We start from the raw sequence: 14,157 nt of genomic DNA on the forward strand, positions 1-14,157 counted from the left end.
CAATCGTTAATTAGCTACGATGTTAACCAAGCGACCAGGAACAGCAATTACTTTACGAATAGTTTTACTGGCTAATAAATCTTTGACTTCTTCATTGGCTAATACTAGGGCTTCTAAAGCTTCCCGGTCTAGGTCAGTGGCAACATCCATCTTGGTTTTAATTTTACCATTCAACTGGATAACAATCTCAACGGTATTATCAATAGTAAGCTCTTCTTCATAACTTGGCCATGGCACATAGCTAATCGATTCTTGGTGCCCCAAGATTGACCAAATTTCTTCCATTAAGTGAGGTGCAATTGGCGCTAGCAATTGGACAAAACCTTCTGCATACTGACGTGGAATAATTGTTTGGTCTTTAGCTTCATTTAAGAAGACCATTAATTGTGAAATAGCTGTATTAAAGTGAAGGTTTTCTAAGTCTTCGGTCACTTTCTTAACCGTTTGATGGTAAACCTTGGTTAGAGCGTCATCATCAGAGTCTTGCACACTGGCTTTCAATTGACCCGTTTCTTCGTCGACCAATAAGCGCCATACCCGGTCAAGGAAACGACGACTACCTTCAAGGCCATTTTCAGACCAAGCAATGGAAGCATCCAAAGGTCCCATGAACATTTCATACACCCGGAGGGTGTCGGCACCATATTCCTTCACAACGTCGTCTGGATTGACCACATTGCCTTTTGATTTAGACATTTTTTCATTATTAGAGCCTAAAATCATTCCTTGGTTATAAAGACGTTGGAAAGGTTCCTTAGTTGGGACTACACCTAAATCATACAAGAACTTATGCCAGAAGCGGGCATACAATAAGTGAAGTACAGCATGTTCGGCCCCACCAATGTATAAGTCAACTGGTAACCATTTGGCTAATTTATCAGGGGCAGCTAAGGCTTCTTTGTTGTCAGGATCGATATAACGGAGGAAATACCAAGAAGAACCCGCCCATTGTGGCATGGTGTGGGTTTCCCGTTTCCCTTCCATTCCGGTCTTAGGATCCACTACATTTACCCAGTCTTCAATCCGAGCTAAAGGTGATTCCCCAGTGCCAGAGGGTTGAATTTGGTCGGTCTTTGGTAACATGACTGGGAGTTGGTCTTCCGGCACTAACGTCGTGGTGCCATCTTCCCAATGGATGACTGGGATTGGTTCACCCCAATAACGTTGACGGGAGAAGAGCCAATCACGGAGACGATAGTTTATTTTACCTTTACCAACGCCTTTTTCTTCAAGCCATTGGATCATGGTTAGAATCGCTTGAGCATTATCCATGCCATTTAAGAATTCAGAATTATAATGGAGGCCTGAGCCAGTAAAGGCTTGATCTTGCCCCGCATCGCCCGTTTCAATAATAAATTTAATTGGTAATTGATGTTTAGTCGCGAATTCAAAATCACGGTCGTCATGGGCTGGCACCGCCATGACCGCCCCGGTCCCGTATGAGGCTAGGACATAATCAGCAATCCACAATGGCAATTCTTCACCATTGACTGGATTAATTACATAAGCTCCTGTGAAGACTCCAGATTTTTCCTTATTCAAGGAAGTCCGTTCCATATCAGATTTAAGTTCAGCTTCCTTAATATAGTTGGCCACGATTTGGGCTTGATCTGGACTAGTAATCGCTTCTACTAAATCATGTTCTGGTGCAAGCACTGCATAAGTCGCGCCGAATAAGGTATCCGGACGCGTCGTAAAGACCGTAATCTTATGGTCAGTTCCCTTGACTTGGAAATCAACTTGGGCCCCTTCAGATTTACCAATCCAATTCCGTTGCATGGCCTTGACAGATTCTGGCCAATCAACCTCTTCAAGGTCTTCTAATAAACGGTCTGCATAAGCCGTAATCTTAAGAACCCATTGCCGCATTGGTTTACGATAGACTGGATGACCCCCCCGTTCAGATAGACCATCAATAACCTCTTCATTCGCCAAAACTGTACCTAAAGCGGGACACCAGTTCACTGCCACTTCTTCTTCATAAGCTAAGCCACGTTTATATAATTCAGAGAAAATCCATTGGGTCCATTTATAAAATTCAGGATCTGTAGTATTAACTTCCCGGTCCCAATCATAAGAGAAACCCAAAGACTTAATTTGGCGTTTAAAGTTTTGAATATTTTCCGCCGTGAAGTCAGCTGGATCATGGCCGGTATCCAAGGCGTATTGTTCCGCAGGTAAGCCAAAAGCGTCCCAACCCATAGGGTGAAGCACGTCATAACCTTGGGCCCGTTTCATCCGTGAAATAATATCAGTCGCTGTATAACCTTCTGGGTGACCGACGTGAAGGCCTTGACCTGAAGGATAAGGGAACATATCTAGCGCATAATACTTAGGATGGTCTGCCCCCCGGTCTAGGGTTTTGAAGGTTTGATTTTGATCCCAGAAATCTTGCCATTTTTGCTCGATTAAACGATGTTGATAAGTCATTTTTTATTGCCTCTTTCTTTTTATTCAGATGGTTGGCTGATTTTTGCTCCTAAAAGCAAAAAATCCCATATGAAATAAACTTCATATAGGACGTTGAAAACGCGGTACCACCTATTTTTGTGCGCCAAGCGCACCTCTATGCCTTAACGCGGTCAGACGAGTGCTGTTAGCAAGGCTTGGCAGCACCAGGTTTTATTAGATGAGTTCAACGGATAACTTCACTTATTTGCACCGACCATAAGCTCTCTACAGAAGTCTAAAGTTTACTAGTTCTAATCCCTTTATTTATTAGGTATAATATAGCATAGCAAGCCTTATTTAGCAATCATTGCTCCTTATCTAAAGAAAGAGATGACTTCGATGCAATCTGCCCTCCATTATTCCCACCAACTCCTAACTGCTCTTATTGACCGCTTTCCTAAAGGGACTTTTGTTGATGCCACCTTGGGAAATGGCCACGATACCGCCTTTATCTTACAAAAACCTAATTTTCATGGGCAGGTCCTAGCCTTTGATATCCAAGATCAAGCCCTCACCAATAGCCAAGACCGCTTAAACAAATTAGGCCTTGACCCAAGCCGCTATCAATTAATCCATGATAGCCATGCCAACCTAGAAGCTCATCTGACTCCTGGGCAAAAATTACAGGCCGCCATTTTTAATTTAGGCTATCTGCCCGGGGGCGACCACCAAATCACCACCCAATGGCAATCTACGTTAACTGCTATAAAGACTTTGGCCCAACATTTAGACCTACACGGTCAACTAATTTTGGTGGTTTATTGGGGCCACCCTCAAGGGCAGGTGGAATCCACTAAACTTTTAGCTGAAGTCAGCCAATGGTCCCAAACAGAATTCCAGGTCCTCCAATATCAATTTCTTAATCAGGCCAACCAACCGCCTTATGTTATCGTGATTGAACGGATAAAAACTGCAAAGGTTTGATATAGATATTATGTCTAAAATTATTGGGAGCGGGCAAAAAGTAGAAAAACAGAATCTCTTATTTTTGCTAATTTATAGAAAATTTTATTATCTTCTAGTTTTTTTAGAATATTAAATTAGCTGTTCATAAACTTTCTCATCAAAAATGCTAAGTAAACTATTTCTCTTTAATTTCCTATAAAGACAAGTGCTTATTATAAACATCATAAGCGCCAGAATCAATGTAGCAATCATTTGTCCAATTGCGGCAGCGGGGATGGGTTGCAATGGCCATGGTTCGATAAAAATTGATGAGCAGACTCGGAAAATACAGACAAGAGTTAGGAAAAAGTAAAAGTAAATAACTTCCTGATTGCCTGATAAAGCCTACTTTCCTAAAATAATCAGCATTAGACTCAATCCAAAAAGCAGAAAGGAAAAGCAATAGTTTGTATAGTCGATTCCAACGATAAGATTTTCATATTGCATTGGCAGATAGTCTTACCACTGAAACATATGGGGCACAAAGAAATGCCAGAAACCCACTAAAGCACTAGCACACACTGAAATGAAATAAACAATGCTTAGCCATTTTTTCATTCGTTTGCCTCCATCCACATAGTCTCATTTATACCCTTATTATACTTTTCCCTACAACTATTTAAAGATAAACAGACACTTCAGCTGAATTTAGGTGAAGGACTGGTTACCCTTCTATCTATTTAATTCTATCTGATGACTTCACTTACCATCGTAAATAATTACCTTAATAAATTAGCCCCGATAGCTATACAAAAATTTATAAAAAACGAACCCCCCTGAAATTGGATTGAATCATCCAACTTTAGGGGGAAAAAAGGTATCTAAAGTTAATTATTGGGCAAAGTAGGCCTTTAAAGCAGCCACCTTATCCGTTTGTTCCCAAGTTAAATCAATATCAAGGCGACCAAAGTGACCATAGGCGGCTGTTTGGCGGTAAATTGGTTTTCTTAAGTCTAAACTTTCGATAATACCCCCTGGCGTTAAGTCAAACACAGACCGAATGGCACGTATAATTTTTTTATTAGAGTAGCTAGAAGAACCAAAGCTATTCACAGCAATAGAAGTTGGTTTAGTCACACCAATAGCATAGGCGATTTGGATTTCGATTTGGTCCGCAATTCCAGCGGCCACTAAATTCTTGGCGACATAACGAGCCGCATAAGAAGCTGACCGGTCTACCTTGGTAGCATCCTTACCAGAAAAAGCACCACCCCCATGGTGGGCTGAGCCACCATAGGTATCTACGATAATTTTCCGGCCAGTTAAACCAGAATCTCCCACTGGACCCCCGACCACAAATTTACCCGTTGGGTTGATATAATAAACCGTCTCATCATCTAATAAATGAGCTGGTATCACTGCCTTTACCACATGTTCAATCATGTCTTGGCGAATTTTAACTAAAGAAATTTCCTCCGCATGTTGGGTAGAGATGACTATATTATCAATGCGTTGAGCTTGACCCTGCTCATCATATTCAATAGTTACCTGGGTTTTACCATCTGGCCCAAGGTAGGCTAGTAGTCCACTTTTTCGAACTTCGGCTAAGCGACGGGCTAAACGGTGGGAAAATGCAATCGCTAAAGGCATATATTCTGGGGTTTCGTTAGTGGCATAGCCAAACATAATCCCTTGGTCTCCAGCTCCAATCTTTTGTTGGTCTGATTGACGGGATTCAATTCCTGCGTCAACCCCTTGTTTGATATCCGGTGATTGCTCATCTAAGGAAACCAAGACCGCAACATTGTCTGCATCAAAGCCGTATTTCTTATCCGTATAACCAATCTCACGAATGGTTTGGCGGACTACCGCTTGAATATCAACATAGGCCGAGGTGGTAATTTCACCAAATACTAGGACTAGACCGGTATTGACTGCAGTCTCACAAGCGACCCGGGCATAAGGGTCTTGACTAAGAATCGCGTCCAAAATCGCATCTGAAATTTGGTCCGCAATCTTATCGGGATGTCCCTCAGTGACTGACTCAGATGTAAATAAATATTTTTCCAAAAATAATCTTCCTTTCCAGCATGTTTTTTTGCTGTAGTAAATATTACAATCTTTACAAATGTAAGGATTTTTAATTTTTCATTGATACAACAAGGATTATACCTTATTATTAATATGAATGATAGTAATATGGAAAGGCTAGTCAAGATGAAAAAATTTATAAATTATTTACAGAACCCTTACCTCAAAATCTTTATCGCCCCCCTCTCTTTGATACTTTTTGGCGCTATTATGGGGGTAAGCCACAGTCAATCACCTAAGTGGTTAGCGGTAATCTTACTTTATTTGATTGCACTCACTTCACAATTAACCTTACATTTTCTACATTTAAAATTTGACCGTGAGAGTTCAATTACTGACAATCCCTTGTTGCTAAGGATTCTACAGGGCCTGATGATTTTAGCTGCGATTCTTTTAATGATTCGCCAACATTGGATTATTATTTTGCTCATTCTATTTTATTTAATTTATACCCACATCATCTATTACCCTTATAATATTTCCAATACGATATATGCCTATATTTTAGCTATTTTCTATGAAAGCTTTATCCTCAACATCATAGCTTACTATTCCCAAGTTGGTGCCATTAATAATGATTTGCTAATTCATTTAATTCCAATTGTTCTTATGTTTGCAGGGATTTATATTCAAACTTTCCACTTAAAAGATGAACTTTCTATTTATCAACCCTCTAAACTTTGGCCCCGCTTACGTTATCTAGGTTATATTCTAAGTTTTCTTGCCTTAGCTCTAGGCTTCTATCTTAGTTTACCAAGCCGTTCCTACTTTTTAGTTCAAATTCTCTGCTTATTAGTTTCAGGTTTTGCCTTAATACCAAGCCTGGTTGTTACCAAAAATTCTGACCAGAGCCAACGGAAAATAAATTATTTATCCGCGGTCTTAAGTATCTTCACTATCATTTATAGCCTCAGTGTTCTTTTCTAATAATCAAAAAACGTCTTAATCCTTAATCGGATTAAGACGTTTTTATTATTTAGACTGTTAAACTATTCTTTAACAAATGAGGTTGCTTGGTTACCAGCTTGACGACCGAATACAATAATATCGGCTACAGCCTTACCACCAAGCCGGTTAGAACCGTGGACGCCACCAACTACTTCACCGGCTGCATAAAGTCCAGAAATAGCTCGGCGATCTTCATTTAAAACTTGTGCCTCAGTATTGATAGACAAACCACCCATGGTATGATGAATTCCCGGTGCAATTTGGATTGCATAGAAAGGTGCTTTAGATAAGTCATATTCCATACCGGTTTCACGTTCAAATTCGCCATCTTTACCAGTAGCAACGGCTGATTCTGAAACATATTCCTCAGCGTGAACGATTGGCATTTGCGCAGCTAACAGTCCAGTTAAAACTAAACTTAACGAAAACTTCTAAAATTTCATAACTCTCCCTTCTCATTCACACATCATAAAACATTCCTCCACAAGTTTGTAAGTGTTTTCTTATCATATTTTAATAAAAATAGAGGACTGGGCAAAAAAATCCAGTCCCTTTAACTATTTATTGATATTGGTTGAGAATGGCTTCAATATGAACTACTGTTTCTTCGATTGATTTATTTTCAATATTAACGACTGGAATCCCCAACTGGTCATAGATTTTCTGAGCATATAATAATTCTGACTTAATTCGACTCAAATCATCATAAGCAGATCCTTGACCAAGGCCTAAGACTTTTACCCGTTCTTGTCGAATCCGCATAATATAACGGGGACTAGCAATCAGACCAATCAGCTTCTCTTTTGGAACCTGAAATATTTCCTTGGGTAAAGTAATTTCTGGAACTAAAGGTAGATTAGAAACTTTAAGCGAATTATTATTAGCTAAATAAATAGACAGCGGGGTCTTTGATGTTCTAGACACCCCTAATAAGACCAAATCGGATTCTAGAAAACCTCGTGGCGACCGGCCATCATCAAATTTTACAGCAAACTCAATCGCATCAACTCGGTCAAAATAGTTTTTATTCATAGCATGGATTGAACCGCTTTGGCGGGTGGGTTTCAGTTGGGTCCGCCGTGAAATAATCCGCATCAGCGGAGAAATATAATCCACATGGTCTAGTCCATGTAAGGTACAAAATTCTTCTACCATCTGATTTAATTGGTCTGAAACCAAAGTTGTAATCACGATGGCTTGTTCCTTAAGGGCATCTTCCAAGATTGGTATTAAGGTTTGACTATCCCTAACAAAAGGAAAACGTCGTATTTCATCAATTGCTAACTGGGGATATTGAGCTAAACCTGCTTGGGTAACTTTCTGGGCTGTTGCACCGACTGAGTCAGAAATCATAAAGATTGCTAGTGGGCTTCCTTCTTGACTGGCTTTCATCTACTCAACCACCCCCAAGTCAACTAATAAATAGGCTAAACTGGTCTTGGATAATTTACCAACTACCTGTTTTGATTGGTCTGATTTTAATACGGGTAAAGAGTCAATTTCAAAGTCACGTAGCATTTGCCCCGCTTCTAAGACCGGACGATTCGGATAAGTGACATGTATATTAGGCCAACGCGTCATCATAACGGCAATCGGAACGGAAACATCACTTTTATTAAGTACAGTCCTAAGTAAATCTTTTCTTGAAACTAAGCCAACTAACTCTTCGTTATCATCGACTACATAGAGGGAGCCAGCATCATGTAAGAAAAGATGACTAATTGCCATTTGAACACTAGTGTCCTGCTTAATAATAATAGCCGGGATCATAATTTCAGCTACGGTCATGTGATTTAATTTATCTAGAAATAGAGGTTGAAAATCTAGACCTGAATAAAAATATCCTATCTTGGGCCGAGCATCCAAGATGCCCGTCATGGTCAAAATCGCAAAATCACTTCTTAAAGTTGACCGACTTAAGCCCAAAAGTTGGGCAATTGTATCCCCATTAATGGGTTCATTGGCTTTAACAATTTCAATAATTTGATATTGTCGTGGACTTAGTTCCATACTTACATCGCTCCATTATTTGATTTTAATACTTTCTTGGTTGCTTAATCGTAGCTTGAGCAGCAGCTAATTGAGCCACCGGCAAGCGGAAAGGTGAACATGACACATAGTCTAAACCAATATTATGGAAGAATTCAATTGATTTAGGGTCGCCGCCTAATTCTCCACAAACGCCCATGGTTATTCCCGGACGGCTAGCTCTAGCTTTTTGACTTGCAATTTTAACTAATTCACCGACCCCTTCTTGGTCAATGGTTTGGAAAGGATCAAAGGCTAAGACCCGGTCTTTAATGTAGGATTGGATAAATTTACCCGCATCATCACGGGAGAAACCATAGGTCATTTGGGTTAGGTCATTGGTACCGAAAGAAATAAACTCTGCATCCTCAGCTAATTGGTCGGCTGTCAGACAAGCCCGTGGTAATTCAACCATGGTTCCAATCTGGTAATCTACGGTATCGCCCTTTTCATCAAAAATCGCTTGAATCCGTTTTTCCAAGAAGGCTTTGCTTTCTTTAAGTTCTTCTTTCATTCCCACCAATGGAATCATAATTTCCGGCTCAACGTTAATACCTTGTGCTTTTAATTCTAATGCGGCTTCAATAATCGCTTGAACTTGCATTTGATAAAGCATTGGGTAAGAAATGGCTAAACGTACCCCGCGGTGACCAAGCATTGGATTCACTTCATGCAGTTCAAGAACACGTCGGTTTAATTTGGCTGGATCCATTTCAAGTTGCTTAGCAACTTGAGCGATATCTTCTTGAGAAGACGGTACAAACTCATGTAGCGGTGGATCTAATAAACGGACAACCACTGGTAGACCTTCCATTTGTTGGAAAATAGTTGAAAAATCTTCTTTTTGGAAATTGATTAAATTATCCAAGGCAGCTTGACGTTCTTGATCGTTTTCAGCAAGAATGAACCGCCGCATATGTGGTAGACGATCTGAACCAAAGAACATGTGCTCCGTCCGAACTAAGCCAATTCCGGCTGCTTTAAAACGAAGTCCTGTTTCAATATCACTTGGAGTTTCAGCGTTCATCCTTACTTTCATATCGGCAATTTCGCGGGCCCAAGTCATTATTTTTTCAAAGCGTTCGTCTGCCTCAGATGGAATCGTAGGCACTTCGCCTAAATAGAGGGTACCAGTAGAACCGTCAACTGAAATTAAATCTCCTTCATGTAAAACACCACCAGGATATTCAACCACTTTTTCTGCTTCTTTAATTCGGATATCTTCACAACCGACTACACAACAAGTTCCCATCCCCCGAGCCACGACAGCCGCATGAGAAGTTAGACCTCCTCGGCTAGTTACAATTGCAGCCGAAGATACCATGCCTTCAATATCTTCTGGAGAAGTTTCTTGTCGCATTAAGATAACACGTTCTCCCATTAAGTTATGTTCTTTAGCAGTCGCAGCATCAAAATAAATATGGCCAACGGCTGCCCCAGGACTCGCTGCTAAACCAGAATCTGTTATTACAGGGAAATTAGCCACTTGATTTGGATCAAACATCGGATGTAAGAGTTGATTAATCGCAGAAGGGTTAATTTGCATTAGCGCTTGTCCCTTATCAACAATGCCTTCCATTGCCATTTCATAGGCAATATTTAAAGCAGATTTGGCTGTTCGCTTACCATTCCGGGTTTGGAGAATGAATAGCTTACCATTTTCAACTGTAAATTCAATATCTTGCATGTCGCCATAATGCCGTTCTAATTTTTCTGAAATCGCATTAAATTGATAATAGATTTTCGGCATTAAATCATTCAATGAAGAAATTGGCTTAGGTGTCCGAATACCAGCCACGACGTCTTCCCCTTGAGCATTTAATAAGAATTCACCGAAAAGTTCATTCTCACCGGTATTTGGGTTCCTTGAGAAAGTAACACCCGTTCCAGATGTTTCACCCAAGTTACCAAAGACCATTTCTTGAATATTAACCGCTGTCCCCATGGTATGTGGAATATGATTTAAATTCCGGTACACAATGGCCCGATCATTATCCCAAGAAGCAAAAACAGCTTTAACTGCATCATAGAGTTGTTGAATTGGTTCTTGGGGGAAAGTTAATTGGTTGGCTTGGTAGACTTCTTTGTAGCGTCTAACCACTTCTTTTAAATCATCTACCGTTAAATCTAAGTCTGAAGAATATGCTTTACTTGATTTGATATCATCTAAAATATCTTCAAAAGCGCGTCCGTCAATTCCATAAACAACGTTTCCAAACATTTGCAATAAACGACGATAACAGTCATATGCAAACCTTGGGTTAGAAGTTAAATCAGCTAAGTATTCTACATTTTGATCATTTAAACCTAAATTTAAAATTGTATCCATCATACCAGGCATTGAAATAGCTGCACCAGACCGAACTGATACCAAAAGTAAGGAGTTAGGATTTGAGAATTGCTTTCCTGTTTTCATCTCCATTTCTTCTAAGTACTGATCAATTTGTTGCTTCAACTCTTGGGATAAAGTCCGATCACCATCTAAAAACGCTAAACAAGCTTTAGTAGAAATCGTAAAACCGTTTGGAATCGGTAAACCAATCCGCGTCATTTCGGCTAAATTTGCCCCCTTACCGCCTAAAATGTCACGCATAGACGCATTACCTTCACTGAAATGATACAATAATTTTTCCATAATGACCTCCATTAGTGTTGAATATTTACAAAATATAGTATAAATGTCGCACTAATAATAGTCAATATAAAATCGATGATTTGTATAAACAAAATAAACACTTATAAATTAAAGCCTCTATTAAAAGCTTTAACAAAATTTCAAATAACATGATTAAACATCTTGAAATAACAAAAATAATAAATATTAGAAATAAATTAAAATGTTGCACTAATAAAAAAGCCCCTAAGGGGCTAAAGTAATAATTAAAAAAGTTAAATATTTAAAGAAAATCTTAAGTTAAAAGACGATCATTAATATTTGGAAGACTTAATTTAACTGGCAGATTTGAAATATAAATCGCTAGAAAAGTTAAACATAAACCAAATATCGCTATAGAGGTCGGCTATTCATGATAAAGGATTAAACCCATAACCATAGCTGCTGGCGTCTCTCCTGAGGCCAAAATAGCTACTTTACCCGCTTCTAAAAAATTCATGGACATGGCATACAAACCAGATAGAATAACAGATAAGAATACAGCATCTAGACCTAACCATAAGAATAAATGGGGTTGATTCGCCGAACTTTGCCAGAATACATGAAAAACAGTGACAAAACTAATACTTATTGCCGCGAAGAGAGAACCATAAAATATTAAAGTTAAGTAATGAGATTGACGAACAGCTAATTGTTTGGAAAAAATTCCATATACCCCGTAGAAAAAAACCGCTAAAGCTCCGTAAATAATGCCAGTATAAGTCCATTTCAAACTAGCTGATTCCAAAAAACCCGAAACAAATATCACACAAAGTAAAGTTAGGCCCACACAAATCTGTTTACTAATCGTAATCTTTTCCTTGAAAAATATAGCAGCAAAATACACGACAAAAACAGGAACTAAAGCTGATAAAACTGCAGCTAAAACCAGGAAGGTCTAAATAATAGCAATATTATAAAAGACATTAATAATTCCCATTCCGATTACACCAGATCCTATCATTAAAGTCCAATCTTTATAGGATACCTTAAAAAGTCTTGGATCTTTGATTAAAAAAATTAAACCTAAAAATAAAGCTGCAGAAAACATTCGTCCGAAAATTGTTACATAATTATTCAGTCCAAAACTTGATAATTGCCGAATAAACAAGCCCCTACTCCCCCACATTAAACCAGCAAGCAAAAGCCAAATCCACCTAAACCTTTTCAAGTCATTACCGTCTCTTAAAATATTAAATAATAAAAAAAGACTAGCCTTAGCTAGTCTTACCAAGCGGGTGACGAGAATCGAACTCGCGACAACAGCTTGGAAGGCTGTAGTTTTACCACTAAACTACACCCGCATAAAAGCGGTCCGGACGGGATTTGAACCCGCGATCTCCTGCGTGACAGGCAGGCATGTTGACCCCTACACCACCGGACCAATAAAATATAAATTGCGGGGGTAGGACTCGAACCTACGACCTTCGGGTTATGAGCCCGACGAGATGCCAACTTCTCCACCCCGCGATAATTTTAAAAAGGAGGATAAGGGATTCGAACCCTTGCACGCTTTTACACGCCTGACGGTTTTCAAGACCGTTCCCTTCAGCCGGACTTGGGTAATCCTCCAAAAAATAAAAATAGTCCGTACGGGATTCGAACCCGTGTTACCGCCGTGAAAGGGCGGTGTCTTAACCACTTGACCAACGGACCATAATCAACAAAAAATAAATGACGGAGAAGGAGGGATTTGAACCCTCGCGCCGGTTTCCCGACCTACACCCTTAGCAGGGGCGCCTCTTCAGCCTCTTGAGTACTTCCCCATTTACCAAGTTGATATAAGAAAAATGGGCCTGAATGGATTCGAACCATCGACCTCACCCTTATCAGGGGTGCGCTCTAACCAACTGAGCTACAGGCCCGTATAAAAGCGGGTGACGAGAATCGAACTCGCGACAACAGCTTGGAAGGCTGTAGTTTTACCACTAAACTACACCCGCATTATACGGAAAATTGCGGGGGTAGGACTCGAACCTACGACCTTCGGGTTATGAGCCCGACGAGATGCCAACTTCTCCACCCCGCGATAATATATAAAAAGGAGGATAAGGGATTCGAACCCTTGCACGCTTTTACACGCCTGACGGTTTTCAAGACCGTTCCCTTCAGCCGGACTTGGGTAATCCTCCAAAAAAAGCAAAATAGGTCTTATGGACCTTGTAGGACTCGAACCTACGACCATCCCGTTATGAGCGGGAGGCTCTAACCACCTGAGCTAAAGGTCCAAGTATGATAGCGGAGAAGGGGATCGAACCCATGACCTCCCGGGTATGAACCGGACGCTCTAGCCAGCTGAGCTACTCCGCCAAAATTAAATAAAAAAATGGAGACTAGCGGGATCGAACCGCTGACCTCCTGCGTGCAAAGCAGGCGCTCTCCCAGCTGAGCTAAGCCCCCATTAATTATAAATCGGGAAAACAGGATTCGAACCTGCGACCCCTTGGTCCCAAACCAAGTGCTCTACCAAGCTGAGCTATTTCCCGTTAATATTAATACACCCTACAGGAGTCGAACCTGTAACCTTTTGATTCGTAGTCAAACACTCTATCCAATTGAGCTAAGGGTGCATGTAGTGCCGAAGATCGGAGTCGAACCGATACGGAGTGTAACCTCCGCAGGATTTTAAGTCCTGTGCGTCTGCCTATTCCGCCACTCCGGCATGATACGAAGCGGAAGACGGGGTTCGAACCCGCGACCCCCACCTTGGCAAGGTGATGTTCTACCACTGAACTACTTCCGCATATTTAGTGCCGGCTAAAGGACTTGAACCCTCGACCCTCTGATTACAAATCAGATGCTCTACCAACTGAGCTAAGCCGGCTTAATAATATTAAATAAGCAAAGTGCGGGTGAAGGGACTTGAACCCCCACGCCTTGCGGCGCCAGATCCTAAATCTGGTGCGTCTGCCAATTCCGCCACACCCGCATGATTACTATGAGCTGTACAGGGCTCGAACCTGTGACCCTCTGATTAAAAGTCAGATGCTCTACCAACTGAGCTAACAGCTCGAAAGTGGAGGTTAACGGGATCGAACCGCTGACCCTCTGCTTGTAAGGCAGATGCTCTCCCAGCTGAGCTAAACCTCCATATTCGATAT

At 40.6% G+C, this 14,157-nt stretch carries 9 protein-coding genes, 21 tRNA genes, 1 pseudogene and 1 other annotated feature; of the genes and pseudogenes, 2 read left to right on the top strand and 29 right to left on the bottom strand.

What is annotated here, in order from left to right; translation table 11 throughout:
- Positions 1–6 precede the first annotated feature (6 nt).
- Positions 7–2,430, bottom strand: coding sequence for a leucine--tRNA ligase (leuS, locus tag HMPREF9257_RS02815; RefSeq protein WP_006417969.1), 2,424 nt, complete (start codon positions 2,428–2,430; stop codon positions 7–9).
- An 83-nt stretch (positions 2,431–2,513) separates the two neighbouring features.
- Positions 2,514–2,719, bottom strand: a binding site (T-box leader).
- A gap of 62 nt (positions 2,720–2,781) precedes the next feature.
- Here leuS and mnmM point away from each other — a divergent pair.
- Positions 2,782–3,375 (top strand): tRNA 5-(aminomethyl)-2-thiouridylate-methyltransferase MnmM, encoded by a 594-nt coding sequence (gene mnmM, locus HMPREF9257_RS02820; protein WP_081453718.1) that lies wholly within the window; start codon positions 2,782–2,784, stop codon positions 3,373–3,375.
- An 852-nt stretch (positions 3,376–4,227) separates the two neighbouring features.
- Here the strand turns inward: mnmM and metK are convergent.
- Positions 4,228–5,406 (bottom strand): methionine adenosyltransferase, encoded by a 1,179-nt coding sequence (metK, locus tag HMPREF9257_RS02825; protein ID WP_006417976.1) that lies wholly within the window; start codon positions 5,404–5,406, stop codon positions 4,228–4,230.
- A 147-nt stretch (positions 5,407–5,553) separates the two neighbouring features.
- Between metK and HMPREF9257_RS02830 the strand changes: the two genes are divergently transcribed.
- Complete coding sequence (locus HMPREF9257_RS02830; RefSeq protein ID WP_040466658.1) at positions 5,554–6,354, top strand: hypothetical protein; 801 nt, start codon at positions 5,554–5,556, stop codon at positions 6,352–6,354.
- A gap of 62 nt (positions 6,355–6,416) precedes the next feature.
- Here HMPREF9257_RS02830 and HMPREF9257_RS02835 read toward each other — a convergent pair.
- The 27 genes and pseudogenes from HMPREF9257_RS02835 to HMPREF9257_RS02965 all read right to left on the bottom strand — a co-directional run.
- Positions 6,417–6,722: pseudogene (locus HMPREF9257_RS02835) on the bottom strand (FAD-binding protein); the annotation flags it as partial.
- Between the two features lie 214 nt (positions 6,723–6,936).
- A complete protein-coding gene (locus HMPREF9257_RS02840) occupies positions 6,937–7,767 on the bottom strand; it encodes a pyruvate, water dikinase regulatory protein (protein ID WP_006417959.1) in 831 nt (276 codons plus the stop codon).
- The gene (locus tag HMPREF9257_RS02845) at positions 7,768–8,385 is read right to left on the bottom strand and encodes a helix-turn-helix transcriptional regulator (RefSeq protein ID WP_006417964.1); all 618 of its coding nucleotides are present in this window, start codon (positions 8,383–8,385) and stop codon (positions 7,768–7,770) included.
- 25 nt (positions 8,386–8,410) lie between these two features.
- Positions 8,411–11,038 carry a pyruvate, phosphate dikinase gene (ppdK, locus tag HMPREF9257_RS02850; protein ID WP_006417967.1) on the bottom strand — a complete coding sequence of 876 codons (2,628 nt, stop codon included), beginning with the start codon at positions 11,036–11,038 and terminating at the stop codon, positions 8,411–8,413.
- Positions 11,039–11,423: 385 nt separating this feature from the next.
- Positions 11,424–11,789 (bottom strand): EamA family transporter, encoded by a 366-nt coding sequence (locus HMPREF9257_RS02855; protein ID WP_040466659.1) that lies wholly within the window; start codon positions 11,787–11,789, stop codon positions 11,424–11,426.
- Between the two features lie 165 nt (positions 11,790–11,954).
- Positions 11,955–12,200, bottom strand: a complete 246-nt coding sequence (locus HMPREF9257_RS02860) for an EamA family transporter (RefSeq protein ID WP_006417963.1) — start codon at positions 12,198–12,200, stop codon at positions 11,955–11,957.
- A gap of 89 nt (positions 12,201–12,289) precedes the next feature.
- A tRNA-Gly gene (locus HMPREF9257_RS02865) sits at positions 12,290–12,360 on the bottom strand.
- Positions 12,361–12,367: 7 nt separating this feature from the next.
- Positions 12,368–12,440: transfer RNA gene (locus tag HMPREF9257_RS02870), tRNA-Asp, on the bottom strand.
- Positions 12,441–12,453: 13 nt separating this feature from the next.
- Positions 12,454–12,526: transfer RNA gene (locus tag HMPREF9257_RS02875), tRNA-Met, on the bottom strand.
- Positions 12,527–12,538: 12 nt separating this feature from the next.
- Positions 12,539–12,628 (bottom strand) — tRNA-Ser (locus HMPREF9257_RS02880).
- A 12-nt stretch (positions 12,629–12,640) separates the two neighbouring features.
- Positions 12,641–12,712: transfer RNA gene (locus HMPREF9257_RS02885), tRNA-Glu, on the bottom strand.
- A 22-nt stretch (positions 12,713–12,734) separates the two neighbouring features.
- A tRNA-Ser gene (locus HMPREF9257_RS02890) sits at positions 12,735–12,822 on the bottom strand.
- Positions 12,823–12,847: 25 nt separating this feature from the next.
- Positions 12,848–12,921 (bottom strand) — tRNA-Ile (locus tag HMPREF9257_RS02895).
- Positions 12,922–12,928: 7 nt separating this feature from the next.
- Positions 12,929–12,999 (bottom strand) — tRNA-Gly (locus tag HMPREF9257_RS02900).
- 13 nt (positions 13,000–13,012) lie between these two features.
- Positions 13,013–13,085: transfer RNA gene (locus HMPREF9257_RS02905), tRNA-Met, on the bottom strand.
- Positions 13,086–13,098: 13 nt separating this feature from the next.
- Positions 13,099–13,188: transfer RNA gene (locus HMPREF9257_RS02910), tRNA-Ser, on the bottom strand.
- A 22-nt stretch (positions 13,189–13,210) separates the two neighbouring features.
- Positions 13,211–13,284: transfer RNA gene (locus HMPREF9257_RS02915), tRNA-Ile, on the bottom strand.
- A gap of 8 nt (positions 13,285–13,292) precedes the next feature.
- Positions 13,293–13,366 (bottom strand) — tRNA-Met (locus HMPREF9257_RS02920).
- A 17-nt stretch (positions 13,367–13,383) separates the two neighbouring features.
- Positions 13,384–13,456 (bottom strand) — tRNA-Ala (locus HMPREF9257_RS02925).
- Positions 13,457–13,468: 12 nt separating this feature from the next.
- Positions 13,469–13,542, bottom strand: a tRNA-Pro gene (locus tag HMPREF9257_RS02930).
- Between the two features lie 10 nt (positions 13,543–13,552).
- Positions 13,553–13,626: transfer RNA gene (locus tag HMPREF9257_RS02935), tRNA-Arg, on the bottom strand.
- A gap of 6 nt (positions 13,627–13,632) precedes the next feature.
- Positions 13,633–13,718 (bottom strand) — tRNA-Leu (locus HMPREF9257_RS02940).
- A gap of 9 nt (positions 13,719–13,727) precedes the next feature.
- Positions 13,728–13,799: transfer RNA gene (locus HMPREF9257_RS02945), tRNA-Gly, on the bottom strand.
- 8 nt (positions 13,800–13,807) lie between these two features.
- Positions 13,808–13,880, bottom strand: a tRNA-Thr gene (locus tag HMPREF9257_RS02950).
- Between the two features lie 23 nt (positions 13,881–13,903).
- Positions 13,904–13,985, bottom strand: a tRNA-Leu gene (locus HMPREF9257_RS02955).
- A 10-nt stretch (positions 13,986–13,995) separates the two neighbouring features.
- A tRNA-Lys gene (locus tag HMPREF9257_RS02960) sits at positions 13,996–14,068 on the bottom strand.
- A gap of 5 nt (positions 14,069–14,073) precedes the next feature.
- Positions 14,074–14,146, bottom strand: a tRNA-Val gene (locus HMPREF9257_RS02965).
- Positions 14,147–14,157 lie beyond the last annotated feature (11 nt).

Origin of the sequence: Eremococcus coleocola ACS-139-V-Col8 (assembly GCF_000183205.1) — a bacterium.
Classification (GTDB): domain Bacteria; phylum Bacillota; class Bacilli; order Lactobacillales; family Aerococcaceae; genus Eremococcus; species Eremococcus coleocola.